The 26,008-nt window shown below is 45.2% G+C and carries 17 protein-coding genes; 6 read left to right on the top strand and 11 right to left on the bottom strand.

The annotated features are described in order from the left end of the window. Position 1 precedes the first annotated feature (1 nt). From DWY93_RS10195 to DWY93_RS10155, 9 genes are all read right to left on the bottom strand, one after another. Positions 2-994, bottom strand: a complete 993-nt coding sequence (locus DWY93_RS10195) for an ATP-grasp domain-containing protein (protein WP_117470559.1) — start codon at positions 992-994, stop codon at positions 2-4. 19 nt (positions 995-1,013) lie between these two features. Beyond that, positions 1,014-1,760 carry a sugar transferase gene (locus DWY93_RS10190; protein ID WP_117470558.1) on the bottom strand — a complete coding sequence of 249 codons (747 nt, stop codon included), beginning with the start codon at positions 1,758-1,760 and terminating at the stop codon, positions 1,014-1,016. Positions 1,761-2,079: 319 nt separating this feature from the next. After that, positions 2,080-3,357 carry a DegT/DnrJ/EryC1/StrS family aminotransferase gene (locus DWY93_RS10185; protein ID WP_117470557.1) on the bottom strand — a complete coding sequence of 426 codons (1,278 nt, stop codon included), beginning with the start codon at positions 3,355-3,357 and terminating at the stop codon, positions 2,080-2,082. 13 nt (positions 3,358-3,370) lie between these two features. Then, on the bottom strand, positions 3,371-5,329 hold the full coding sequence (locus DWY93_RS10180) for a nucleoside-diphosphate sugar epimerase/dehydratase (RefSeq protein WP_242990584.1): 1,959 nt from the start codon (positions 5,327-5,329) through the stop codon (positions 3,371-3,373). 262 nt (positions 5,330-5,591) lie between these two features. Further along, positions 5,592-7,196, bottom strand: a complete 1,605-nt coding sequence (locus tag DWY93_RS10175; protein WP_117470556.1) for a hypothetical protein — start codon at positions 7,194-7,196, stop codon at positions 5,592-5,594. Then, positions 7,180-9,090 (bottom strand): hypothetical protein, encoded by a 1,911-nt coding sequence (locus DWY93_RS10170; RefSeq protein WP_117470555.1) that lies wholly within the window; start codon positions 9,088-9,090, stop codon positions 7,180-7,182. Before DWY93_RS10170 ends, DWY93_RS10175 begins: the two co-directional genes overlap by 17 nt. 139 nt (positions 9,091-9,229) lie before the next feature. After that, positions 9,230-10,225, bottom strand: a complete 996-nt coding sequence (locus DWY93_RS10165) for a kinase (RefSeq protein WP_117470554.1) — start codon at positions 10,223-10,225, stop codon at positions 9,230-9,232. An 18-nt stretch (positions 10,226-10,243) separates the two neighbouring features. Further along, complete coding sequence (locus DWY93_RS10160) at positions 10,244-11,551, bottom strand: HAD-IIIA family hydrolase (protein WP_117470553.1); 1,308 nt, start codon at positions 11,549-11,551, stop codon at positions 10,244-10,246. Between the two features lie 47 nt (positions 11,552-11,598). Beyond that, positions 11,599-13,212, bottom strand: a complete 1,614-nt coding sequence (locus tag DWY93_RS10155) for an O-antigen ligase family protein (protein WP_181968025.1) — start codon at positions 13,210-13,212, stop codon at positions 11,599-11,601. A gap of 297 nt (positions 13,213-13,509) precedes the next feature. On the opposite strand from DWY93_RS10155, the gene DWY93_RS10150 reads away from it, so the two are divergent. Beyond that, a complete protein-coding gene (locus DWY93_RS10150) occupies positions 13,510-14,664 on the top strand; it encodes a hypothetical protein (protein ID WP_181968530.1) in 1,155 nt (384 codons plus the stop codon). After that, the gene (locus DWY93_RS10145; RefSeq protein WP_117470550.1) at positions 14,661-15,047 is read left to right on the top strand and encodes a hypothetical protein; all 387 of its coding nucleotides are present in this window, start codon (positions 14,661-14,663) and stop codon (positions 15,045-15,047) included. Before DWY93_RS10150 ends, DWY93_RS10145 begins: the two co-directional genes overlap by 4 nt. Positions 15,048-15,197: 150 nt before the next feature. Here the strand turns inward: DWY93_RS10145 and DWY93_RS10140 are convergent, their stop codons facing one another. Next, positions 15,198-16,778 (bottom strand): hypothetical protein, encoded by a 1,581-nt coding sequence (locus DWY93_RS10140; RefSeq protein ID WP_181968529.1) that lies wholly within the window; start codon positions 16,776-16,778, stop codon positions 15,198-15,200. A gap of 556 nt (positions 16,779-17,334) precedes the next feature. Here DWY93_RS10140 and DWY93_RS10135 point away from each other — a divergent pair. The 4 genes from DWY93_RS10135 (at position 17,335) to DWY93_RS10120 (ending at position 23,629) form a co-directional block, all read left to right on the top strand. Continuing rightward, on the top strand, positions 17,335-19,188 hold the full coding sequence (locus DWY93_RS10135) for a sugar phosphate nucleotidyltransferase (RefSeq protein ID WP_117472260.1): 1,854 nt from the start codon (positions 17,335-17,337) through the stop codon (positions 19,186-19,188). Between the two features lie 333 nt (positions 19,189-19,521). Further along, on the top strand, positions 19,522-21,756 hold the full coding sequence (locus DWY93_RS10130; protein ID WP_117470547.1) for a GH25 family lysozyme: 2,235 nt from the start codon (positions 19,522-19,524) through the stop codon (positions 21,754-21,756). A gap of 413 nt (positions 21,757-22,169) precedes the next feature. Next, a complete protein-coding gene (locus tag DWY93_RS10125; RefSeq protein WP_117470546.1) occupies positions 22,170-22,604 on the top strand; it encodes a hypothetical protein in 435 nt (144 codons plus the stop codon). Beyond that, positions 22,601-23,629, top strand: a complete 1,029-nt coding sequence (locus DWY93_RS10120) for a type II TA system antitoxin MqsA family protein (RefSeq protein WP_117470545.1) — start codon at positions 22,601-22,603, stop codon at positions 23,627-23,629. The genes DWY93_RS10125 and DWY93_RS10120 overlap by 4 nt, the downstream gene beginning before the upstream one ends. Positions 23,630-23,707: 78 nt before the next feature. Here the strand turns inward: DWY93_RS10120 and DWY93_RS10115 are convergent, their stop codons facing one another. After that, positions 23,708-25,825 carry a glutamine synthetase III gene (locus DWY93_RS10115; RefSeq protein ID WP_117470544.1) on the bottom strand — a complete coding sequence of 706 codons (2,118 nt, stop codon included), beginning with the start codon at positions 25,823-25,825 and terminating at the stop codon, positions 23,708-23,710. Positions 25,826-26,008 lie beyond the last annotated feature (183 nt).

Raw genomic sequence — 26,008 nt, 5'->3', positions numbered from 1 at the left:
TTCACTCACCCACACAGATGCTCTGGTCAAACCTGCTATACACCGCGCCGTCTTTTGCGGCTTTCTCAACATACTTCAACTTCTCACCATTCAGCATTCGAATCACAGCCTTTGCGCTGTCAGCTCCCGCTTTTATGCTCAGTGGAGCACCGCCGCCGAAACGTGGATTGATTTCTATGTAGTAATCATCTCCCGTTGTTTCCTCACGGATCAACTGAACCGTGATCTGGCCGCAAGGTTTAAAATCACTAATCAACACCTGCATCTCAGCAATCATGGTATCGTCCTGTGTGATCTTTGTTTTCAGAACTTCCCCGGCTCTGACAGCCAATCTTTCCCTCGGTGTGATATAGACCGGATTACCCTCGTAATCGCAGAAAATATCAATCGTATATTCCCTACCGGCTATAAATGGCTGAATGATGTAATCACCGATCTTTTCAGCATAAAGTTTCAAATCCTCCAGATTATCAACTTTATAAGCATCAATACTGGAACTTCCGTCCTTTGGTTTGATAAACGCGGGGAATCCAACACAACCCTTTTCTAACTCACTCTCGTATTTTTCAACCGAATTGACCGGCCGAGGGGATTTCAATCCAAGAGAGCGGAAATAATCTGCTGTGAAGTTTTTGTCCCTGCACAGCCTTACTTTATTAGCAGCAGAAATCAGGACTTTTGTACCGATAGATTCAAAATGCCGTTTATTCTCTGCCAGCAGCAACAAATCCGTGTCTATGGTGGGAATCAGACAGTCAACAGCTTCTTCTTGACATATTTCTAAAAGAACAGGGATGTAGCTCTTATCCTTAATTCTCGGGACAATCCTCGTCTCATCACAGAAATATAGGGCCGGAGCCGTATCTGTAATATCTGCACCAATGATTGTCAAATCATCCTTTAGCTCACCAGATGACTTTAATTCATCGGCTGCTTTTCGGAATGCCTGCATCAATTCCACGCGTCTGCCAACGCTTGTGAATAATATCTTCATATTGAATCTCCATAATTTCCTATACTTTTGTCCCAGTGAAATACTCCATCGTTGCTGCCGTCTCCGAATTGATCCCTTCCCGCTTCAAAACTGTCTTCACAGTCTGAAATATAATCTTCCAGTCGCCCAAGAAGCTGACATGATCCACATAATAAACATCCTTGTCAAACTTTTCTTCCCATGTGATCGCATTCCTTCCACGCACCTGTGCGTATCCTGTAAACCCAGAACGTACCTCATGCCGTCTTGCTTGATGCTTGTTATAAAGTGGCAAGTACTGAACAAGTAATGGTCTTGGCCCGACTACGGCCATATCCCCCCGCAGAATATTAAATAGCTCCGGAAGTTCATCCAAAGATGTAGAACGAAGAGCTTTTCCAAATCTTGTTAGTCTATCATCGTCGGGCAACAGCTCACCGTTTTCATTTTTCTCATCTGTCATGGTACGGAACTTATACAGCTTGAATATCTTACCGTTCAATCCTGGACGCTCCTGTGTAAATAACACGGGTGAGCCAAGCTTGACTCGAACAAGTAACGCTGTGACCAGCATCACCGGTGACAACACAATGATTGCAAGAAGCGCACAGCAGAAATCCTGTGGCCGTTTTATGTATTTCTCGTAGAACCCTTGTCTGTGTGGGATGACCGGTTCACTGTCTGTTTTTTCTGTCTTCTTTTTTCTCCTGTGCTTACCTGCCGCATACCCCGCCACACCGGTCGCAGCTCCCACAGCTGTAGTTATCGCCAATTTCTTCTTATCCATCTACTCAAATTTCACCACCAATATGTCACTGAAAATAACATCCTCACACTTTCTACTCGTCCAAAACTACGGCTATTCAACGTCGTCCTATTTGCCCCCCCCCAAATTGATATGCAACCCATGAGCCTTAAAATCGGCATTTTCAGCTCTAATCTCATCACCCAAAACTACGCTATTTCACGTCGTCCTATTTGACCTCCGATTGATATGCAACCATGAGCCTTAAAATCGGCATTTTAACCCTTCATTTCAACGCCCAAAACTCCCATTTTTTAACGTAGTCCTATTTGAACATCTCATGCCCATTCCTTCGTCATTTTTACTCAAAACAGCCCTTAACAACCTCAATAATCAGGTCAATTTGCTCGTCTGTCATCTTATTATCCGACGGCAGGCACAATCCTCTGTTGAAAATATCCGCCCCGACATCGACGCAACCGCCTGGAATATACGCATTTGTCCGACATCTGCCGCTGCCATCCACCGTGATAAACGCATGATTGCGATACATGGGCTGCATATGCATGGGCTTCCAGATCGGTCTTCCTTCTGCATTCAAGCTGTTGAGAACTTCTAAGATTTCAGTCGGGCATGTCTTTCCCGCTTCAGAAATATACAGAGCTTCACATTCGCCTCTGACCTGTCTGCACATATATTCTGGATCGATCGTGAAAGCAGAAAGCCAGTAGTTGGGAACACAGCCCTCCACGATTGGATTCATTTGAATCGGAAGATCCTTAAATCCTTCCTTATATCTTTCATAAACTGCCTTTTTCTGGGCAATATGCTCCTCAAGATACTTATACTGCCCTCTTATCACTCCGGCGATCACATTAGACATCCGGTAGTTATAGCCGACTTCCTCATGCTGATACCAGGCCGCGTTTTCTCTTGCCTGGGTACTCCATTTCCTTGCCTTGTTCGCGTCTTCTAAAGAGTTGGTAAGAAGGCAGCCTCCGGACGAGCCAGTGATGATCTTGTTTCCGTTGTAACTGATCGCCGCATAATCGCCAAAGGCTCCACACTGTTTTCCTTCCCAGGAGGCGCCCATCGCTTCCGCAGCATCCTCGATCAGCAGAGCTCCGTGCTGTTCACAGATTTCTTTGATCTTTCGGATATTTCCAGAAAAACCGTATAATTCAGCACACACGACAAGCTTTACTTCCGGATACATTGCGAACGCCTTTTCCAGTGATTCCGGATCCATGTTCCAGGAAGCAGGATCGGTATCGATAAATACCGGAATACCGCCTTCATATACAACCGGATTGAGTGTCGCGTCAAAAGTCATGTCACTACAGAAAACACGTTTTCCTTCTACAGCACCATGTCCAATCTGCGATTTTCCATAAAGCTTTTCTCCAGCCAGTTTTACGCAAAGGTGCAGTGCAGCCGTACAGGAGGAGAGAGCGATAGCATAGGACACTCCGGATGTCTCCGCTGCGATCTTTTCTACTTCGTTGATGTTTTCGCCTACGGTACTCATCCAGTTGGTCTCATAAGCCTCGGTCATATATTTCAGTTCTTCTCCGTGCATGGTCGGAGAGGCAAGCCATACTTTTTTCTCGAATGGTGTAAAATCAGTTGCCTTAAACATTGCAGCATCTCCTTTACTGATCAGCCGGATGGTACGTGGAAACCACTTCCTTCAGTACCTCTCGGATATTGTCTTTGTTTTTGTAAGCTGTTTCCATCAGGTTCTCGAGCTGTCCTAAGAACACCTCAATATCAAATGGGATCGGGCATCCGATGTGGATCAGGTCATTCTGTGTTTTTCTTAGACCTTCCTCCGCCATCAGCTTTTCTTCGTATAATTTTTCTCCCGGACGAAGACCGCTGTATACGATCTTGATGTCCACATCCGGTTTATGACCGGAAAGACGGATTAGGTTGCGGGCCAGGGTATCGATCTTCACCGGTTTTCCCATATCGAGAACGAAGATTTCCCCGCCATGGGCATAGGTTCCGGCCTGGAGGACAAGACTGACAGACTCGGGAATCGTCATAAAGTACCGGATGATATCCGGGTGAGTTACGGTTACCGGTCCACCTGCAGCGATCTGTTTTTTAAAGAGCGGGATAACAGATCCGTTGCTTCCGAGAACATTTCCGAAGCGCACGGCAACAAACTCCGTCTTTGCGTGTTTTAATGCCTCAATAACTTCCGGTTTGGTCGTCATGTCGGTCATACTGTGGGTAAAGAGCTGCGGAAGTTCATAGGCACGTCCGGTCTTTACCATATGGTCAAAGGACTGGATAACCATCTCACAGAGTCTCTTGGACGCCCCCATGACGTTCGTCGGGTTAACCGCTTTGTCTGTACTGATAAGGACAAAACGTTTACAGCCATAAACCAGAGCTGCGTAAGCTGTTTTATATGTACCAATGGCATTGTTCTTGATTGCCTCGCACGGGCTGTCCTCCATCAGCGGTACATGCTTGTGGGCTGCCGCATGATATACGATTTCCGGACGATATGTCTCAAAAATCTTAAACATCAACCGGCTGTCACGGACAGAACCGATCCGGACAACGAGATCGAGTTCCGGATATTTTTTCTTTAACTCCAGTTGAATATCGTATGCGTTGTTTTCATAGATATCGAAAATGATCAGCTGTTTTGGTCCGTGGGCTGCGATCTGGCGGCAGAGCTCTGATCCGATGGATCCCCCCCCGCCGGTGACCATGATGACTTTTCCCTTCAGATGCTGGAAGATCTCGTCCATATTGACCTTGATCGGATCACGACCGAGAAGATCTTCCACGGCAACCTCCTTCATATTGCTGACAGTCACGTCGCCTGTATATAACTGATACATGCCAGGAAGATTTAAGAGCTCACATCCCGTCTGGTTACAGATATTTAAAATATCTTTCTTTGCTTCCGAAGATGCACTCGGAATTACTACATAAATCTTCTGGATATGGTACTTGGCACATGCCCGCATGATCTCGTCGCGTCCACCCTCGACCGGGATTCCGTCGATGTAACGTCCCCATTTATTCGGATTATCATCAATAAAACAGCATACCTTTTCCTTCACTGTTTCCGCATGCTTGATATCCCGCAGGATCATCTGACCGGCAGCCCCGGCTCCGACAAGGAGAACATGTTTTAATGGGGCTTCGGGTTCCCTGACTTTTCCGACCAGCAGAAGGACAAAACGGTACGCAAATCGGATTCCCAATGTCATAACAAACTGAATGATCACTCCAAAGAAGTAATAGGAAATCGGCATTCTTCCCACCAACGCAGTAACTGCCAGGATCTGGGAAAATGACGTGATCACAGTGGCTAACGTCATACGGATCAGCTCATTGTAGCTTGCGAACCTCCAGATACTCTTATAAAGCCGTAATCCCCAAAATACGAAAACGCAGTACAGGGTGTACGGAATGATCGTTTTAAAATAGATATCCAGGTATTCTTTCGGAATCGCCTGAAAACGGCAGTCAAACCGGAGCCAGAGAGCAAAAAAATAAGCAGCCGCAATGACGATAAGATCATAGATCATCAAATATGCTGCCATGACTTGCCAATGTTCCGGGTGGATTTTTTTCTTAAGCATGTTTCAAAGTTCCTTTTACGATATAGTTCAGGGGAGTGGAGAATCCTGGGAATCTTCGGATAATGATCCTTATCGGAAGTTCACTCCCATAAGAATGCCATGCGCAATCTTCGACTGCGCATGACAAATTCAGCTTAACCCATTATAACATCTCTCTTTCGTTTTTACAATCCTTTACTCTGATTATCCTGATCTTGCCAAATTTCTGCCAGATTTCCAGACGTTAATTTTTTAACAGGCTATATTCGCTTTATTTTCTCTGCTATTCTCGCCTAATTCTCACTGAATACCCATAATATCGACTAACGATAAACTCTAATGCCGGAAAGGAATAGGTCTCATAACTGAAGCTTTCCTCTTTATATTGTTCTCTGACAAACTGGATCTGTTTTTTGAGACTTTCAAAATCATCCTCGACTTCAAAGCAAGTTCCATCTCCCGCCAAATTCATCGCATAAGCATCGTAGAGTTTTAGTTCTTCCTCCGCCCTTAAAAACCATACGCACTTTGTCACATCCTTAAAGTCTTCCTGAAGATTCCATTTGCACTTCTCGTATAGCTCCCCCTGATCCATGAGGACCATCCATTGCAGCATTCCACCCCAAAGGCCTGAGCAATTATAATCATTCTCCTGATTCTGATAAATGCTCAACGCTTCTTCAAACGTATCTGAAGGTGCCGGATAGCGTTTGTGCATTCTGTATTCCATAACCAGTCTTGTACACTGTTGATCCATAAGATATCGGATATCATTCTGGTTTCCGACATGGTCCATAAGCCGGTACAGCATGCTAATAATCCCGATATGCTCATCGTATGGCGGATACAAGAACTGCGGATGATTCCGGATCAGATTCATAACGCTGTTATATACATTTGCCCCCTTTGCCCATGAATCTCTGTCTTTTTCATTCTTACAACACTGATAATATGCATACGTTGTCAGATATCCTATCATTTCATACAAGATCATTCTTTGCTCCACAGAATGATATAGCGGGAGCTGATTCTCATCTTCACAGCAGGGTCGAACTGCATCATAATACTGTTCATTCCACTTTTCATATGCCTTTAGAAATTTTATCAGCCACTCTGTATATGCTTTCTTTTCAAAGAGTTGATGTTCCAGCAGATATTTCCAGTAACGAATGATCAGATATTCCGTAACCATGATGGCAATTTTATTAATATGTGCATCTGAAGCATACTGTGCAATCATCTGTGTCGCCATATAAAGACCTGCAAGCTTTTTATCCCGAATTTTAGGCTTGTCTGCCGTACTTATCCCGGAAAGATATCCATCGATAATCCGCTCGAAGTAGTAATTCCGGTAATCACTTTCTTCAATAAAATATAGTGCTTTTCTCAATAACGACTGCCATTCTGCCCCAAACAGATTTTCCTCGAAAAGATATTTCTGAACATCGTCAACCAGCTTATCGATATTCCAGAATTCCATCGTGATATTTTTTCTGCCCCATTTCGCATTTTCATCCACGTAACTATCCCATGCAATCCGTACAGCCTCATCCATCATATCATTTGTGATCACAACAATTCGGATCTGTTTTTTCTGATCATCCTCTGTCATCTGCCTGATGTAAGTATCCCGAATCTCGTTGACACTTTGTCGTACGGCATTCGGACCTGAATCCCAGTTTGCCCGGTTTAATCTTCCCTGCTTGATAACCCCGAGTAGGATCTCCCTCCCTTTACGTGCCCGGATATCAACACCATATTGCCGATTTCCTGTCTCTGGCCGGTTATCTGTAATATAGCCCATCTGAAGCAGAAGATCACATATCAGGAAATCAAGCTCATCCTTTTCTTTTAACTGTGACAGATAATCTTTAATTACCAGACGCATCTGATTCCACCTCCCTCTCAAACCGTTGTCTCATTAGTTCATATCCGACCGGATCTTCAATATATAAATTTGGCAATTCCACACTATGTTCAAATTTCATAAATGGATTTGCCTGATACATCAATTCCTGCTTACGCCCAGTTATAACTGTTCCGCTCCGCGCCCCATATTTTAATGTCCTTGATTGAAAAAGTAATCCGGTCAGGGAAGCTTTATCTGCGTTTTTATTGACCTTACGATTAAATTCACACTCTGCATACCTGATCATCATCTGGTCTTTCTCAGATGGCCTTAAGTCTTTTATTTCATAAATTCTTTCTCGAATTGCACGCGCTTTTTCGGAATGTTCTAAAACTCTTTCAGCAAGCTTTACCTGCTGTTTGTATTCAGATTTTCTATAATTCTCTGCAGTTTTGCGCATCGTATCTGGATAATTGCCATATATCTCATACATACAGACCTCTATATATTCATCCCCTGCCATTTCTGCCTTTAAAAGGTGAAACGCTGTACTGCAGGCAAGTTCTCCCTGATATGTATAATAGAGGATTGCTCTTACAACACGGATCCAGTCTTTTTCTGAATATATTTCTTTCCCTCTTTCCGCCTCGCAGTTCTCTGTAATTTTCGCAAAGCTGCCAGCCTCCGAAAGAAGACCAATGCCAAAAAAGAGTTCCTTCATCCCGCCGCCGACTATATATGAAATTGCCGCAGCCGTCACCTTCTCTTCATCTTTTCGAAGAATACTGTGTACCATTGGCATTTGTCTAAAAAATGTCATGTAATCATTTCCCCTATATCCATTAGCAATAAAAATATGACGTAGATTTTCTAAAACTGTTACTATGTCATTTCCATTTTTCTGCACTCTTGCATAGTACATATCTAACGTCGTAAGCATGGAACTATCTTTATGGAAATCCGAAAAAATCATCGTTTTAAATACTTGTTCGATATTGTCCGGAACCTCTACCAGATCTGCTATTATCCCCGCAAACCGCAGCTTTTCGCTCATTACTCCACTCGGAATCTCATTAAGTCGCTTCAGAATTTCCTCATCAATAGTTTTTTCCTTCTCGCCATATCGCGTTTCATACTGTACCAGCAATGGGATTTCATACTCTTCTATTTCGCTGGATGCATGCGCCAGCTCACACAATCTTTGAAAATTTTTCCGGAATATCGTTTCTCCATAGTTTAAACCTGTTTCCAGAAAATCAATCGCAGTCATTGCGTTCCACTTTCCTCCCAAAGCCAGTAATTTCTCACTTACCGCTTCCGCCTCATCTCTGTTTTTCTGATACCATGATCCTCGAAAAAGTCCTAACAATCTATACTCTGTCTGACATCTTACTTCTCCAATTTCATCGAAAACCACCGCATATGTTTCCATTTTCATGACAAAACATCTATATGCCCAAAGTATTCCATCGCCCCATTCTTCACCTTTGTGCCGCTCCAATAGACCAATAAGCTTTGTTACCTGTTCTCTGCGAAATGTTTTTGCATAATAAATATTCGGGCGCACAAATGAAATGATCCGATCGATCACTCCTTTTTCTCCAGCCAGAAACAGCAATTCGATCAAATCGACTCCATATTCCTGCTGTAGCAGATAACCGGCATATTCACATGTAAGCGTTTTCCTGCCGCAGAACTCTACTTCCTTTGCAAGCCCATCTACAAGATCTGTCAGATTTGTAACATTCATATTTTCGGCAAGCATCCGCGCTGTGACTCCCCACCTGTTATGAATCATTTCACGCGTGCCATCATCCAGAATATTTAACACTTCCTGATATGTTTTCTCGTACATTTCCGGGTGTTCATTCAGAATTTCTTTTCCGCGTTTTAATACATGCTCGATTTCATTTTTTCTCTCGTCTTCGTACATAAAACCACCTCTTTAAAAGTATGAATGTTATATGGTTTCCTGTTTCAGCTTATATTTAGAAAAATCCCAACAGTCTTTTACTAACCGTTGGGATATTTTCTATGTTCGTATCATTTATAAGTTTCTATAATTCTATATTTTATCTCTTCTCATACGTCTCCGGCGTATAATGGATCACTCTCGTACCGCTGTTCTCAAACTCAAACGGAACATATAAGAGTTCTTCCATCGCCTTATGAACCGCTTCCTGCTTATCCGGCTCTACGTAGAAGAGAAGGAATCCGCCGCCGCCCGCGCCGAGAAGCTTTCCGCCGAGAGCGCCTGCTGCCATTCCCTTTGCGTAAAGTCCATCAATGGAATCTGTGGAGATTCTATTAGAAATTCCGCGTTTCAGCTTCCATGTATAATCGAGAAGTCTTCCAAATTCATTGAGATCTGTCTTGGATGTGAGAACCTTCTCCGCGTCATCCACCAGAGACAGCATCTCAAGAAGCTGCTTCTGTTTATCTACCAGTGCTTTTTCCGTTGTCTGCTGGATATCGGAAGAAAATCTGGAAAATCCGGTGAAGAACAGCATCAGATTCTGGTTTAACTGTGCCTTTCTCTCCGGAGAGATAATGACCGGATTTACCTCGTATCCGTCAGCACTAAAGTTGATCCTGTTTAATCCGCCAAACGCCGCCGCAATCTGATCCTGAACGCCGCCACTCTCGTTGCAGAGAACTCGCTCCAGATAGATCGCATCATCCGCAAGCTTTCTCTTATCCGCGTATTTTCCTTTTAACGCATAGAAAGCATTTAACATTCCAACCGCAAAAGAGCTGCTCGTTCCAAGTCCGGATCTTGCTGGAAGGTCTGCCTCATAAGTAAGACGGATTTCCTGCATATCGAGATATTTCATCGCCTCCCGGATTGCCGGATGATTGATATCGTTGACATCCGTCACGCGCTCGATCTTAGAATAGGAAAGCTCTGTGGAATAATCGAAAAAGCGCGGTAAATGGCGCACATTTACATAGCAGTATTTATCAAAGGTTGTTGAGATTACGGCTCCGCCGTGTTCCTTATAAAAGTCCGGGAAGTCTGTTCCGCCTCCGAAGAAGGACATTCTAAAGGGGGTCTGTGTAATGATCATAATTGTTCTCCTAATATGTTAATCTACCTGTAAAATCTTCTCTACCGCGTCCAAAAGGTCCCTGCAGACAAGATCCGGCTTCACGTCATATTTCTTATCGTTTCCAGCCTCACCGGTCTGTACCAACGCCGTGCGCATTCCTGCGTTGATCCCGGTCTGGATATCCATCGTCGTATCACCGATCATCCAGGATCCCGCAAGATCGATATTGTACCGCTCTGCTGCCTTTTGGATCATACCTGTTTTCGGTTTTCTGCACTCACACGGGGTCTTGTAAGCCGGATTCTCCTCCGGGTATCCCTTATCCGGGTGATGTGGACAGTAAAATACATCATCCAGGAACACTCCCTCTTTTCCAAGAAGCGTTTCCATCTTTTTATGAATATTTTCTACATCTTCGATCTCGCAGAGTCCACGCGCAACCACCGGCTGGTTTGTGATAACGATTCCAAGTCTTCCCGACTGATTGATCTTCCGGATCGCGTCGACTGCACAATCCTCCAGCGTAAAGTCCTCTCCCTTGTATACAAGGCCTTTATACTGGTTGATCGTGCCGTCCCGATCCATAAAGATACAACGCTGCTTATTTTTAAGACATTTTCCCGCGATCACACCGCGCTCAATATCCGCCAGCGTCTGGTTTACTCGTTCCACAGTTCCGACATCCTTTACGTACTCCGGAGAACAATACCCGTAGATCGGTTCTCCAGCCTCTAACATGCCCTTGATCACATCGTTCTCAAGGTTCCGCTTCACCGGCTCCGGCACATAGTCACAGATCTTCTTTTCAAATACAAAAATTCCTGCGTTTACACAGTTCTCATACCAGTAATTCCGCACATTATGCTTGGAATCAAACGCCGTGATCTTATCATCATGGTCCAACACGAGAAGGTCTGAATCAAACGGATGTCCATTCGGATGTACAAACAGTGTCGCGACTGCGCCCTTTTCTTCATGAAAATGGATCATCCGCTGAAAATCAATATCAAAGAACAGATCTCCGGACATCATGACAAACCGATCCCCGTGGATCATATCCTTTAAATAATAGAAAGATCCCGCTGTTCCAAGCGGCTCTGTCTCCTCAAAATACCGGATCGCAACACCGAATTTTTCTCCATCACCAAAGTATTCCCTGATCTTATTACCAAGATGTCCGATTACCATGATAATATCTGTAATTCCGTTCTCCTTCAGCCGCTCCACCTGCCATAAAAGCAGTGGCTTTCCGGCAACCGGGACCATCGGCTTCGGAATCTCATCCTTTGTAAGTGCTACCAGTCTTGTTCCCTTTCCACCGGCCATGATGACTGCCTGCATCATAATATTCCCTCCCTGACGCAAGCGTCTCTGCGCTCACGCGATCAAATTTATTTTTCAGTTTTTGTCTCTTCTGCCGGAATCTTCTTTCTTCCTACACCCATCGCTAAGAGCTGTATAATAATCGGCATGGCAATCGGGAGATTGATATTAACAACCGCCTGAATCATATATGCAAGAACAGCAATCATAATCGCCACAACTTCCGGCTGCTCTTTCATTTTTCTTGTCATCGATGCGACTGAGGCCAGCATAAACGCAATATAAGAACCTGTTCCAAAGAGTCCGATCGTAATTAGATAGTGAAGGTACTCATTGTGAGCACTATCATAAATTATGATGGTTCCGCCGCTCTGTGCCGGTGGAAAATAATACTGCATGATCAAGGCAAAGGTATCTGCACCGTATCCAAAGAGCTTCTGGACAGGAGTCAGCTTATCTGTAAAGATCTCCATCGCGCGTTTCCAGATATATCCTCGATGCGTACCCCATGCATCGTTGAATACTACATAATTACTGATCGCGCTGTATTTATCCGCATGTCCTGCTACATTTGCATCATATAATACAAATGCTGCTGCTGCACATACAACAGCAATTACCGCTATCCAGATATAGATCAGGATTTTATTTGTTTCTTCTGTATAAGTTCTGCTTACCTTGCTCTTTTTATCAAGGAATACCAGGACTCCGCTGATGATCCAAAGTGCCGCAATAAGTACCGGAAGGAATTTATGGCCCGCGATCAGATCAAACGCACTGCTGATTCCAAGTACGCTTGAAGCATAAGCGTTGTTGATCCACTCAATACACCAGATAACAGTAAAGAAGGAAGCCAGCGAAATCATGTATTTACGAATGCCTGTTTTCGTTTTAAAGAGCCACAATGGGGACAGGCCAAAGATCGCTGCCAAAGACAGATATGCGTTATCACTGTTTCCCATGATCAGCGCAAATGTTGACAGGATCATATTCCCGTAATACCACATCATTCGTTTCTGGTTCTTCTCCTGCGTAAACAGGATCATGGAAATCGCCATCAGGGCCGCAACATAAATCGTATACGTATTGATATTGCCAAAGGTTGAGGTATATGATGACTTCTGGGTATCCATCATATTTACCTTAAATCCAAGAACATCCATCTGGAAATAATCCGTAATTCCGAAAACGCATACGAAGATTCCAACCGCAAGGAACGCGTCCAGATACCATCTCTTCAGTTTAAAAAAACGCGTCACAAGAAAATATACCGCCATATAGATCGTCATAAGGAAAACACCATTATAACGGCCCGACGTTCCCCAGAACGCTTCCCATTTCCAGTCTTTGCTCAGCGCCCAGGAAATCACATTCGCAAGCCAGAATGCGATCATTGCCCAATCGCCAAAGCTCATCCCTTTTCGCCATGTCTTAAAATCGAATTTTGAAAACCATTCGATCATTTTTCCGCTTGCAAGCCCATAGCCGCCCATAACAACGAGCGCCGCAATCGAGACGATACAGTAAAACTGGTATTTTGTCTCCAGAATATTAAAATAATAGTCCCGGAACACCAGCGGCAGCACACATAAAACCGCTAAGGTGAACACTCCCATGATCAGTGCCACATTATCCTGATAGCTGCTCTTCGTCTCCTCTTTTTTCTTTATCCTATTTGCCATGAATGTATTCTTCCTTTCACATGTCATAAAAAATCGAGTTTATTATACCATTGTTCCCATTTTCCTGCAACTTACCCCGCCCTGTTTTTCCTTCCTTTTTCATGAATTTATTCTTAATTCTGCGTTTTCTGATCCCCGTTTCTTAAATTTCCCCATCCCATCTTTCCAATTTAAGCCCCTCTCCCACCCCGTTTCCCAACTTGCGATAATTTTACTTATCGGAAGTATAATGGCTTCGTAATGCAATTAGGAATTTCAAAAAGGGTTTCAAAAAAACAAAAGGAGAGTGCATTAATTATGAGAAAGCAGACTAAAATTGCTGCAGTAGTATCCACAGCAGCTCTGTTAGCATTAGGCGCTTCCATGACATCTTTCGCAGCTGCTAAAGGCACCTGGATGATGGTTGATGGCGAGTGGTATTGCTACGACAAGAACGGTGACGCATACACAAACACATTCTGCTCCAGCAATGGTAAGGAATATTATGTTGGCGACGACGGAGAACTCGTTCGTTCCGCATGGGTTGAGGACGGCTCCGATAAGTACTTCGTAAACAGCAGCGGTGCTAAGATCACAAACGACTGGAGATTAACAACTCCGATCGATGATGAGACAGCTGATGAAGAGTGGTACTACTTCCAGTCCAACGGTAAGATGGCTACAAGCAAGAAGATCACTTACAAAGGAAAAACATATTACTTCGACAGCGAAGGTAAGATGCTCACAGGTTGGGTAACAACTGACGGCACAGACAACGTTGACGAAGCTGATACTTACAAGAAAGACAACACATTCTACTGCGACGAGACTGGCGCTCGTGTAGAAGGTGCATGGGTTAAAGATACTGAGCCGGGTACATCTGATGATGAGGCTGATGCAGATGAGTACTGGTATTACTTAAAGAAATCTACAGGTAAACCGGCTACTGGTAAGCAGGCTAACTTAAATGGTCAGATTTATCTGTTTGATAATCAGGGTCGTATGCTTTATGGTTGGGTTGTGCAGACAACAGATGCAAGCGGAAACAATGCTTACAAGCAGATTAACTTAGATGATGATAATCATACTAAACAGGCTGTATCTGAGTTCGCTGGCGATGCTTACTACTGCGGCGATGAGGATGACGGACACGCTAAGAAGAACAAATGGGCTAAGACATGGATTCCGAAGGATGAGGACGAGGAAGAAGGCGATCAGAAGTGGTTCTGGTTCGATAAAAACGGTAAGCTTTACAGAACAAACATGGACGTTTTAGCTACTGCTTCTAACGCTTACGAGTATGAGTTCAAAGATGGCGTAGTTCAGTCCAAGAACAAAGGTCTTGTAAATGTTACTAAGAAGAAAGTAAACTCCAAAGATTACTGGTTTGATCAGGAAGGACGTATGCTTTCCAATTTCTACCTTGTAGATGACGAGATGTACTATTTCGGTGGTTCTATGACGGTTCCATGAAGACTGGTTCTCAGGCTATCAAGGACGATGCTGGTGATACTTACAAGTTCTACTTTGCGACAAAGGGAACAAACAAAGGTGCAGGTATTACAGGTAACCAGAATACCAAACTTTACTACTATGGTATGTTAATCCAGGCTGACGATTACAAATATCAGCTTGCAACTATCGACAACCATACATTTATCGTTAATACAAACGGTTCTATTCAGCACTCCAAGAACACTCAGTACAAAGAGGATGGAGATGCTCTGATCACAACTACAAATGATACAACATTTGCTCCGGATGGTCAGTTTAAGTATGAGATCGGCGGTACCTACACAGTTAATCCGAACCTTACAGGAATTAATATCAACGAGTTCGTTAACGTTACAGACTAATATTAACGTTTCTTGTAAAAATTAGAAATTCTAATTGCAGACAGAATGGGCGGGAAGTGATTCCCGCCCATTTACTGTATAACGCAAACGGGCGAGGATTAAATCCTCGCCCGCGTTTTGCAATTAGAATTTCTTTTTTACTGAGATAAATTAGTGCATAACCTCAGTCTCATCGATCATATCAACTTTGTTGATTGCGGATGCTGTTGCTGCATCAATGCTGTACTTGTAAAGGCCTTCAGTCGTGCTGAATGCTGTCTTAGCAAGATCGCTAGCATCGATCAGAACATCGCTGTCTTCTTTGTACTCTACGCAGCTGTGCTGGATAGAACCGTTCTTGTTAACGATGAAGTAGTGAACATCGTCTACAGTAGCGATCTGATACTTGTAGTCATCAGCTGTAAGTAAGAGACCCTTGTAGTAAAGCTTGTTGCTCTTGTTACCTGTGATACCAACACCCTTATTCTCAGATGTGCTGTTCTTTGTTCCAAAGTAGAACTTGTATGTGTCGCCATTGTCGTCTCTTACGGACTGGGAACCAGTCTTCATGGAGCCGTCATCGTCACCACCGAAGTAGTACATACCAGTTACAAGACCATCAGCTGTGTTCGGAGTAACAACCTCGATGAACTGAGAAAGCATCTCACCATCGTTGTTGAAGAAGTAGTCTTTGGAGTTTACTTTCTTCTTTGTAATCTCGAAGGATTCGTAGCTTCCGCTAACTTTCTTCTGAGCAAGAGCTGCATCCTCTAATTTGTACTTATAACCTGTTGCGTTAGAACCAGAAGCTGCCTCGGTCGGGATATATACTTTACCGTTCTTATCGATCCAGTACCAGAACTCATCATTGTCCTCGTCCTCGTCATCGAAATCTTCCGGTCTCCAAGTCTTATACCATTTGTTCTTCTTAGCGTGTCCGTCATCTTCGTCGCCGCAGAAGTAAACATCTGTGTAGTCACTTAATTTAGCTGTGGAATCTTCTCCACCGATCTCAAGATATTCCTTAGCATTGCTAGATGTGCTTGCTGTTAAAGCAACCCAACCAGTCTGCATACGACCTTCGTTATCGAAGAGGTATGTCTGACCTTTGATGTTTGTTCCCTTGCCGATCTGAGCTTTACCAGAAGACTTGAAGTAGTACCAGTACTCGTCTGCGTCTGCATCATCATCTTCTACGCCCGGCTCTACGGAGTAAACCCAGTTTTTCTCTAAACGAGCACCAGTCTCGTCACAGTAGAAAGTCTTGCCATCAACGAAATCATTAGCCTCATCAACAGCGTTGCTGTCGTAAGTTACCCAACCTGTGAGCATCTTTCCGTCGCTGTCGAAGTAGTAAGATTTGCTCTTATATGTGATCTTCTCGTTCTCTGCTCTCTTACCGTTGGATTTGAAGTAGTACCACTCCTCATCGGCGGAATCATCATCGTACGGAGCTGTTAATCTCCAATCGTTTGTGATCTTAGCACCGCTGCTGTTTACGAAGTAGTAGTTTCCATCGTACTCAACCCATGCAGAACGAACAAGCTGTCCATCCTCACCAACGTAGTATTCTTTACCATTGCTGGAGCAGAATGTGTTCTCGTATGCGTCACCGTTCTTGTCGTAGCAATACCACTCGCCATCAACCATCATCCAGGTTCCCTTGGAAGCTGCGAAAGATGTCATGGAAGCGCCTAATGCTAACAGAGCTGCTGCGGATACTACTGCAGCAATTTTAGTCTGCTTTCTCATAATTAATGCACTCTCCTTTTGTTTTTTTGAAACGCTTTTTGAAATTCCTAATTGCATTACGAAGCCATTATACTTCCGATAAGTAAAATTATCAATAGTTTTTTACAAAAAATGAAGATTTTTTAATAAAGGGAACTATCTTACTTCGCTTCCAGAAATACTCTGTACCTCGAATACACTGGTATTATAGTATATTTTCTTAAGAATTTCCATATCTTTTTTGTTTTTATTTTCTTACGAAATCCTTACGCGAATGCTATTTTGGGTTGATATTGTATATATATAAGTACAATATGCCCATTTTTACACTTTGTGGCAGCTTTGTGGCAAGGATGTGTCATTACAGAACGTTCATTTTTATGTTATTTTCAAGATATTTTGAACGTGATAATTCCATGTTCAAAATATCATCTTGTATTATCAGAAGTACGTGTTATAATGTTCATATATATCTATTTATTTTTTCGTTTTGAACACGTTCATTTTTATTAGTTTCTTCCTTATTATTAAACAGTAATAATAAGCGATGCAAACAGCTTTGATTCGGAGGACGACTATGGATCGTTTGGGATTACTCTGCAGGAATATTTATGAGAACAACAAGATGACACAGCGGGAGCTGGCGGCGGCGATGGATATTTCTCTTGGGACCTGCAACCATCTCGTGAAGGAAGGTCTGGACCAGGAGCTTTTTTCTTTTGATCCGGTGGACGGATCTTATTCCTTATTAAAAGGCGGTGTGGATCTTTTAAGAAATTACCGGATGGACAGCGCCGTGATCCTCGCGGCGGGATTCGGGTCCAGATTTGTACCGCTGACCTTCGAGACGCCGAAGGGACTTCTTGAGGTCTACGGCGAGCGTATGATCGAGCGGCAGATCAAGCAGCTGCATGAAGCGGGCGTCACGGATATCACCATCGTTGTGGGATATCTGAAGGAGAAGTTCGAGTATCTGATCGACAAGTTCGGTGTGAAGCTTCTCTACAACCCGGAATATCACAATAAGAATACGCTGACAACGCTCTACCATGCCCGGGAGTGTTTTATCGGAAGGAACACTTATCTTCTCTCTTCCGACAACTGGATGCGCAACAATATGTACCACACCTACGAGTGCGGCGCATGGTACTCTTCTGTATATATGAAGGGAGAGACTTCCGAGTGGTGTCTTGAGACAAGCAAAAAGGGGCTGCTCACCGGCGTAAAGGTCGGCGGCGAGGACTCCTGGGTCATGTACGGACCGGTATTCTTCTCGAAGGAGTTTTCGGAAAAGTTCTTCCCGGTCCTCGAGGAGTATTATCATACTCCCGGAACGGAGCAGATGTACTGGGAGCAGGTTCTGGCGGACCTCTTAAACGGCGAGGTCGACAGTCATCTTCCCGGAAAGCACCATTTCCCGGTTCCGGAGATGTATATCAACAGGCAGCCGGACAACCAGGTATACGAGTTCGAGAATCTTGAGGAGCTCCGCCTCTTCGATGAGCGCTACCAGAACCATTCCGACAATATCGCCATGGAGCTGATCTCCGAGGTGCTGCAGGTTCCGGAGTCTGAGATCACGGGCATTAAATGCCTGAAGACCGGCATGACGAACAAGTCTTTCCTGTTTAAGGTTCACGGCAAGTCCTATATCTGCCGGATTCCTGGTCCGGGAACCGAGCTTCTGATCAACCGGAAGCAGGAAAAGGCGGTCTATGACGCAGTAAAGGATTACGGCATCACCGAACATGTTGTATACATGAACGGGGAGACCGGCTACAAGATTTCCGAGTATTATGAGGGGGCGCGCAACAGCGATCCGCGCGACTGGGATGATGTGGCACGGTGCATGGCACTTGTGGAGAAGCTCCATGATTCGAAGCTCCATGTGGACTATTCTTTTGATATCCGGGAGCGGATCACCTTCTATGAGGCACTGTGCCGTGGATACGAGAAGAAGCTTTTTGAGGATTATCCGGAAGTAAAGTCCCATATGATGACACTGCTTGACCGCCTCGACCACCTGAACCGGCCGAAGGTCCTGTCCCATATCGACAGCGTGTGCGACAACTTCCTGTTCCTGCCGGACGGGGATCTCCGCCTGATCGACTGGGAGTACTCCGGCATGTGTGATCCGCTGATCGATGTGAGCATGTGCGCGATCTATTCCTATTATAATGATTTTGAGGTCGAGAAACTGATCAAGCTCTACCTGCACCGGGAGCCGACCTCCGAGGAGCGGTTCGTTTACTACGCTTATATTGCCCTCGGCGGATTCTTGTGGTGTTTGTGGGCGGTGTATAAGAGCAGTGTCGGCGAGGAGTTTGGCGATTATACGATCGTGATGTACCGGTATGCGAAGCGGTTTTATAAGAAGATTATTACCTCGCCGGAATTTCTTGGAATCGGAGACGGCGGGACACTGAGATAACCGTACTGGCGGTCTGCGGCTTTCCTGGTGCGGCATTCGGAAGAACGCAGGTCAGGGAACTGGTCCGGAAAAGCCGAATAATCGCCACATTTTCAATTGAATTTTTGCAAGACGTATGTGTATTTTTATGCTATACTGAAAATACGCAGATAACGTCCATAGAGTCCCGGGATGAAGCTGTGACAGAAATACAGTTATCCCGGGATCTTTTTTATAGCTGGTCGACGGTTTCGGAAGTACAGCGCTGCCTGGTACCGGCAGCTACATCCGGCATCAGGTCTGTCAGCCTGCAAGATAAGAATTTTTATGTACAACATTTAAAGGGGGATTTCCATGAGACAAAAGAAACGGGCGGCGGCGCTTCTTTTAAGTGCCGTCATGGCTTTTTCCGCGGTGAGTCCGGCGGTTCCGGTATGGGCGGCTTCCTGGCAGAAGAACGCGTCCGGCTCCTATATTGGAAGTGATGGTTCCGTGCTTACCGGTATCCTGTCCCGGGGCATCGATGTTTCCCAGTGGCAGCAGAATATCAACTGGTCCGCGGTCGCCGATGATGATATCCAGTTCGCGATGATCGGAACGCGGTACAACAATGCGGTGGATCCGTATTTTGATACGAATGTGCGTGGGGCAGCGGCGGCGGGACTCCGCGTCGGTGTTTACCTTTATTCCTACGCGACGACTACAGCGATGGCGGAATCCGACGCTGATTTTGTCCTAAACCTTATCAAGGACTATCCAATCTCCTACCCGGTAGTTCTCGATGTGGAGGCGCAGGAAATGAACAGCCTGACTCCTGCACAGGTCTCTGATATTATCAACGCATTCTGTAAGAAGGTGGAGACGGCTGGATATTATCCGATGGTCTACACGAATGATTACTGGATCAGCAATAAGATCGACATGACGAAGGTCCACTATGACGTGTGGGTTGCCCGTTATGACTCGAAGCCGACTTACCAGGGTGCGGCAATGTGGCAGGCGTCGAACCAGGGAACGGTAAATGGTATCAACGGAAATGTGGATATCAACTTTACCTTTAAGGATCTGAGCAGCAAGCTTCCGGCGAACCGGTGGCGGCTGATCGGGGATAAATGGTATTATTATAAGAATTATGTAAAGCAGACGGGCTGGATCAATGACGGGCAGAGCTGGTATTATCTGAACGCGGACGGAACCCAGTTTAAGGGCTGGCTGCTTCTCGACAACCAGTATTACTACCTTCTCCCTACTACCGGACAGATGAAGACCGGATGGCTGAAGGCGGAGGACGCGTGGTATTACTTAAACTCCGACGGTACGATGGCGAAGGACTGGATTCAGGTTGATGGAACGTATTATTACCTGTTAAACGGTGCGATGGTGACCGGATGGCTGCGGATCGGAAACGATTATTACTATATGCGCGGCAACGGCTCTATGGTGACCGGATGGCGGAAGATGGACGGGAAGTATTACTACTTTAACAGCGACGGTAAGCTTGTCCGCGGATGGGCGGATATTGATGGAAAGCGGTATTTCCTCCAGCAGGATGGAACGATGCTGACGGGTTGGCAGACGATCGACGGCCTGCTGTACTACTTTGACGCAAGCGGCGCGATGGCGGCTGGCTGGACGAAGCTTGACGGTTACTGGTATTACTTCAATAATGAAGGAAAGCTGATGACCGGATGGATGCAGCTTGACGGAAAGTTCTACTATCTCCACACCGACGGGCGGATGGTCATCGGATGGCAGAGTGACGGAACGAACAAGTATTATATGGACACCGTGTCCGGTGTGATGGCGGTGGGCTGGAAGCATATCGATAAGAGCTGGTATTATTTCAATCAGGCCGGACATATGATCACGGGATGGCTGAATGACGGCGGAAGGTATTATTATCTGAATCCGGCGGATGGCAAGATGATCGCGAACGGGTCATTTGTTGTGAATAATGTGAATTATACATTTAACCAGAACGGTGTGTGTCTGAGTGAGACGTCCGCGATCGACGGCGGCTCGGCGGGAAGTGTTTATACGCCGGGAACGGCCGGGACTGTGGCGAACGGAAATTATATAGGTACTCCGGCGGCGAGGAATGCGCAGAATGGGATTACTACGGGTAATAGCGGAAGCGGAAATGCTGCGGCTGGATCCGCGCCGGGTGGTTCGACGACCACTGCGACCGGAGCCACGACTGCCGGATCTTCCCAGACGAATACGGGTATGTCGGCTGGTAATTACCAGACAGGCGGTCCGGGAACTTCAAACAGTACATCTACTTCCACTTCCAACAGTGGAACAAGCACCTCCGGCAGTTATCAGACCAGCGGACCTGGATACTCCAACAGCAGCTCAGGTTCCGGAAGCTCCAGTTCTGGCTCTGCATCAACTACAGTGCCGGGCGGCAATGCAGCAGGCAGCAATAACCCTTATTATACAAACACCGGCAGCATGACCGGGCCGGGAAGCTCCAATACAAACTATAACTATAGTTCCGGTTCTTCCGGTACGGCTGCGCCTGGAAGTCCAGGTTCTTCTTTCTCATCGTCGAATCTGACTGAATATCAGACGGGTGGACCGAAGTAATTCAAATCACAGCTTATTAGTTTAGGACTTAAAGGATCATATACTGGCATTCGAGTCAATATATGATCCTTTTTGTTTCTATGTACCCGGCAGCTGCTTTGGGCAGGTTCCATAGATATCTTTTCCCATCTCCGATTTATTGCATATATGGTACTATCAAATTTCCAGTTAATCTTTCATTGACTTTTAAAATTATGAACATTATAATGTAGGTATCAATTGATACCTGTGTGGATTGGAGGACAACTGACTTGGCTGAAACTACTGCAGCAAGAATAGAAAGTGAATTAGATGTAAAATCGTAACTGTTCAGTAGGTCTGCGCACTTGCTGCGCTGACCGTAAGAAAACACAGGCTGGAGGGCAAAAATCCCATCAGCGAAGCTGATCTGGAATGGATTTTTGCGTGTAACTATGAAGGTACTGAATAGTTACGTAAAATCTTACATTCAGAACTTAAGATTTGCCCTCACCCATGGGGCAAAAATCAATTTTCAGGAAAAATGTCTTGTAGATGAGAATCGTCCTGAAAAATATACCAACCAATATACGGTCCGTACCCTATTTCCGGATGAGAATCCTGTTGACGCATTAAAAAGAGAACTTTTATCACTATCTTCCGAGAATTATATGCGGACAGTAAAAGATCTGCGTTTTCCAAAAAGAAGTGAAATGCGTGAATTTGGCAAAGTATATAATAGCCATGATGATGTATATATTAAAATACGAGTTGAACTTCTGGGAATATACGGTGAAACCACAACCTTTATAATGTCATTCCATTTTGCCGAACGGGCATTTACACCTGATATGTTCCCCTACAATAAAAAACAGGAGGTGTTTTCATGATCATGAAGATCATTAATTCCGAAGAACATTTATGTACATGCTGTATGGAAAAGCATGAAGTGAAAACCGTTCTTGTTCGTGAACAGGCAACTTTCAAAAATATAAAAATCACTTATGATGCTGTTTATTTTTATTGTGATACGGCCGAAGAATTCTATATGGATGAAAAGCTGCTTCAGGAGAATGATATCCGCCTGAAAGATGCATATCGCGAAGCAGAAAACCTTTTAACCTCTTCTGAAATCATCGCTATTCGGTCAAAATATGGGATCAGCCAGATTGATTTATGCACGCTTCTTGGATGGGGTGCTAAGACAATTACCCGTTATGAAAGCCACCAGGTACAGGATCGGGCGCATGATACAATTTTAAAAAAACTGGATCAAGACCCCGAATGGTTTTTATCCCTTTTAGCAAATGCAAAACAACATTTAGCGGCAGATGCATATCAAAGATATTTTTCAGCCGCAACCGCTTTATATGAAAAAGATCAGGATCTCTATTTACGAAAGGCAATTGAGGCAAACTACGCTATGTTCCAGAAGAACCAGCTTTTGCAGGGAAATACCGTGCTTTCTTTAGATAAAGTTGTAGATGTTATTCGCTATTTTGCTGCTTCTGATAAAATCACAAATCTTTATAAGGTAAAACTCATGAAATTGATGTGGTATGCCGACGCATTGTCATATAAGCTTCGGAATACCGCAATCACCGGACTAGTCTATCGGGCGTTGCCCATGGGTGCTGTCCCTGTAGCTCATAATTCTATTATAGATTTAAAAGATGTTCCTTGCGAGGAAGTTGATATGGGAGAAACCACTGCATATCACTTTTCTTTAGATGGAAATCACACTTTTCCCTCGCTTACAAATGAAGATAAACAAATTCTGGATATGGTAATCCAAAAGCTTGGGTATATGAGTAAAAATGAAATTATTGACTTTATGCACAAAGAGCAGTCCTATACCCAAACTGCACCACGGGACGTAATTTCCTTCAAATATGCCCAAAGTTTACAGATTTAAAACACGCCGCCCCGCAGGATCTTCTCCCGCAGGGCGGCGCTTTTATTGTCATACTATGTATTCTTATTTAGAGGTCTCTTACACCTCAAAGATCATATCCCCATAGCTCGGAATCGGCCAGTATTCCTTGTCTACGATCATTTCAAGCTGGTCTGCCGGGTCACGCAGAGCCTGCATCGCCGGGATGATCTCGTCGTAGCAGAAGTGGGCGCGCCTTTCCATGCTGTCGATGTGCTGATACTCTTCTACCAGGTCTTCGAGCTTCGCGCGGGCAACCTTCATGTCGGAGAGAAGATCTGAAACTTCGATGAGAAGCTCTGTCTGGACACTGTTGTCAGCTTCCGGGCATGCAGCCTTCACAGCGCTTAAGGACTGAGCGAGAACGGTTGTGTAGCGGACAACAGCCGGGATCAGCTGCTTTCCTGCGATATTGATCATCGCCTTCGCCTCGATATTTACGGATTTCGCGTAGGACTCATACTCGATCTCCGCTCTTGCCACCAGCTCTTCCTTCGTGTATACACCAAAGTCACCGAACAGCTTGAACGCTTTCTCGGTAACGAGGGACGGGATCGCGTCTACCATGCACTTTAAGTTCGGAAGTCCACGGCGCTCTGCCTCTTCTACCCACGCCTCGCTGTAGCCGTTGCCGTTGAAGATGATACGGCGGTGATCAGCAAGAAGTTTCTTGATCATATCATGGACAGCGAGATCAAAATCGTCTGCCTTTTCAAGCTCATCAGCCGCCTCTTTGAACGCCTCAGCAACGATGGTATTTAATACAACGTTTGCAGATGAAACAGAATCGGAGGAACCGACCATACGGAACTCGAACTTATTTCCGGTGAACGCGAACGGTGAGGTACGGTTTCTGTCGGTTGCGTCCTTATCGAAGTCCGGAAGTGTGGTAACACCTGTCTTTAATGTACCACCGGTCTTGGAGTGGGTCGCGGAGCCTGTAGAGATCAGCTGGTCGATCACATCCTCAAGCTGCTCACCTACGAAGATGGAGATGATCGCAGGCGGTGCCTCCTGAGCGCCAAGGCGGAAGTCATTTCCCGGAACAGCCGCGGACTGGCGGAGCAGATCCGCATGGCGGTCAACCGCTTTCATAATGCAGGCAAGGACCAGAAGGAACTGGATATTCTCATGCGGTGTAACACCCGGATCAAGCATATTGATACCGGTGTCGGAAGCCAGGGACCAGTTGTTATGTTTACCGGAACCATTGACGCCCTGGAACGGTTTTTCATGGAGCAGGCACGCCATTCCGTGACGGCTTGCAACCTTTTTCATTGTCTCCATAACGATCTGGTTGTGGTCAACGGCAAGGTTTGCCTTTGTGTAGATCGTTGCCAGCTCGTGCTGTGCCGGAGCGACCTCGTTGTGCTGGGTCTTTGCGGTAACGCCCAGCTTCCAGAGTTCTTCATTTAATTCTTTCATATAGGAACCGATCCGCTCGCGGATAACACCGTAATAGTGGTCATCCATCTCCTGTCCCTTCGGCGGCATCGCGCCGAATAAGGTACGTCCGGTGTAGATCAGGTCTTTTCTCTTTAAATATTTGTCGCGATCGATCAGGAAGTACTCCTGCTCCGGTCCTACGGACGGGGTAACACGCTTTACTTCTGTGTGTCCGAAAAGGTGGAAGATTCTTGTCGCCTCTTTGTCGATGGCCTGCATGGAGCGGAGAAGCGGGGTCTTTTTATCGAGGGCTTCGCCTCTGTAGGAACAGAAGGCGGTTGGGATACAGAGTGTTACGCCGGTTGCATCTTTCTTTAAGAATGCCGCGGAAGTGCAGTCCCAAGCGGTATATCCGCGGGCCTCGAAGGTCGCGCGCAGGCCGCCGGACGGGAAAGAAGAACCGTCGGTCTCACCCTTGATCAGCTCTTTTCCGGAGAGATCCATTAAAACTTTTCCCTGAGAATCAAAATTTCCGATAAAGGAATCATGTTTCTCAGCGGTCACACCGGTAAGGGGCTGGAACCAGTGGGTATAGTGGGTCGCGCCGTTGTCGACTGCCCAGTCTTTCATCGCATGGGCAACCACGTCCGCGATCGTCGGATCCAGCTCGCTGCCATCCTCGATGGTCTGCTTTAATTTCTTGTAGACGCTTTTCGGAAGGCGTTCCTTCATCACGGAGTCATTAAAGACATTCTCTCCGAAGATTGCCTCCACATTGATAGTTTCGCTCATAGTTTTCCTCCTCAATTCTGTATAAGCTGCCCGTTATGGCATGGGGTGAAATCGTACTTTAAAAAGTATGAGAATTACCTGTAAATATTCAGCCTGTTCCAATCATGGTCTGCCAGGGTATTTCGGCTGAATTTCAATTTTAGCTTGAAAAAATGTTCTCCCTGATACTAGGGAGAACATTTT

Source organism: Clostridium sp. AF28-12, from assembly GCF_003435225.1.
Lineage (GTDB): Bacteria > Bacillota > Clostridia > Lachnospirales > Lachnospiraceae > Pilosibacter > Pilosibacter fragilis.
This window is presented reverse-complemented; position numbering and strand designations above follow the sequence as displayed.

Excerpts from the sequence above, each read along its gene's own strand:
- DWY93_RS10175 (WP_117470556.1), bottom strand. The coding sequence starts at position 7,196 with ATGCGTCTGGTAATTAAAGATTATCTGTCACAGTTAAAAGAAAAGGAT.
- DWY93_RS10145 (WP_117470550.1), top strand. The coding sequence starts at position 14,661 with ATGAAGACTGGTTCTCAGGCTATCAAGGACGATGCTGGTGATACTTAC.
- DWY93_RS10130 (WP_117470547.1), top strand. The coding sequence starts at position 19,522 with ATGAGACAAAAGAAACGGGCGGCGGCGCTTCTTTTAAGTGCCGTCATG.
- DWY93_RS10150 (WP_181968530.1), top strand. The coding sequence starts at position 13,510 with ATGAGAAAGCAGACTAAAATTGCTGCAGTAGTATCCACAGCAGCTCTG.
- DWY93_RS10120 (WP_117470545.1), top strand. The coding sequence starts at position 22,601 with ATGATCATGAAGATCATTAATTCCGAAGAACATTTATGTACATGCTGT.
- DWY93_RS10155 (WP_181968025.1), bottom strand. The coding sequence starts at position 13,212 with ATGGCAAATAGGATAAAGAAAAAAGAGGAGACGAAGAGCAGCTATCAG.
- DWY93_RS10185 (WP_117470557.1), bottom strand. The coding sequence starts at position 3,357 with ATGTTTAAGGCAACTGATTTTACACCATTCGAGAAAAAAGTATGGCTT.
- DWY93_RS10180 (WP_242990584.1), bottom strand. The coding sequence starts at position 5,329 with ATGCTTAAGAAAAAAATCCACCCGGAACATTGGCAAGTCATGGCAGCA.
- DWY93_RS10165 (WP_117470554.1), bottom strand. The coding sequence starts at position 10,225 with ATGATCATTACACAGACCCCCTTTAGAATGTCCTTCTTCGGAGGCGGA.
- DWY93_RS10160 (WP_117470553.1), bottom strand. The coding sequence starts at position 11,551 with ATGATGCAGGCAGTCATCATGGCCGGTGGAAAGGGAACAAGACTGGTA.
- DWY93_RS10190 (WP_117470558.1), bottom strand. The coding sequence starts at position 1,760 with ATGGATAAGAAGAAATTGGCGATAACTACAGCTGTGGGAGCTGCGACC.
- DWY93_RS10135 (WP_117472260.1), top strand. The coding sequence starts at position 17,335 with ATGGATCGTTTGGGATTACTCTGCAGGAATATTTATGAGAACAACAAG.
- DWY93_RS10195 (WP_117470559.1), bottom strand. The coding sequence starts at position 994 with ATGAAGATATTATTCACAAGCGTTGGCAGACGCGTGGAATTGATGCAG.
- DWY93_RS10140 (WP_181968529.1), bottom strand. The coding sequence starts at position 16,778 with ATGAGAAAGCAGACTAAAATTGCTGCAGTAGTATCCGCAGCAGCTCTG.
- DWY93_RS10170 (WP_117470555.1), bottom strand. The coding sequence starts at position 9,090 with ATGTACGAAGACGAGAGAAAAAATGAAATCGAGCATGTATTAAAACGC.
- DWY93_RS10125 (WP_117470546.1), top strand. The coding sequence starts at position 22,170 with ATGAAGGTACTGAATAGTTACGTAAAATCTTACATTCAGAACTTAAGA.
- DWY93_RS10115 (WP_117470544.1), bottom strand. The coding sequence starts at position 25,825 with ATGAGCGAAACTATCAATGTGGAGGCAATCTTCGGAGAGAATGTCTTT.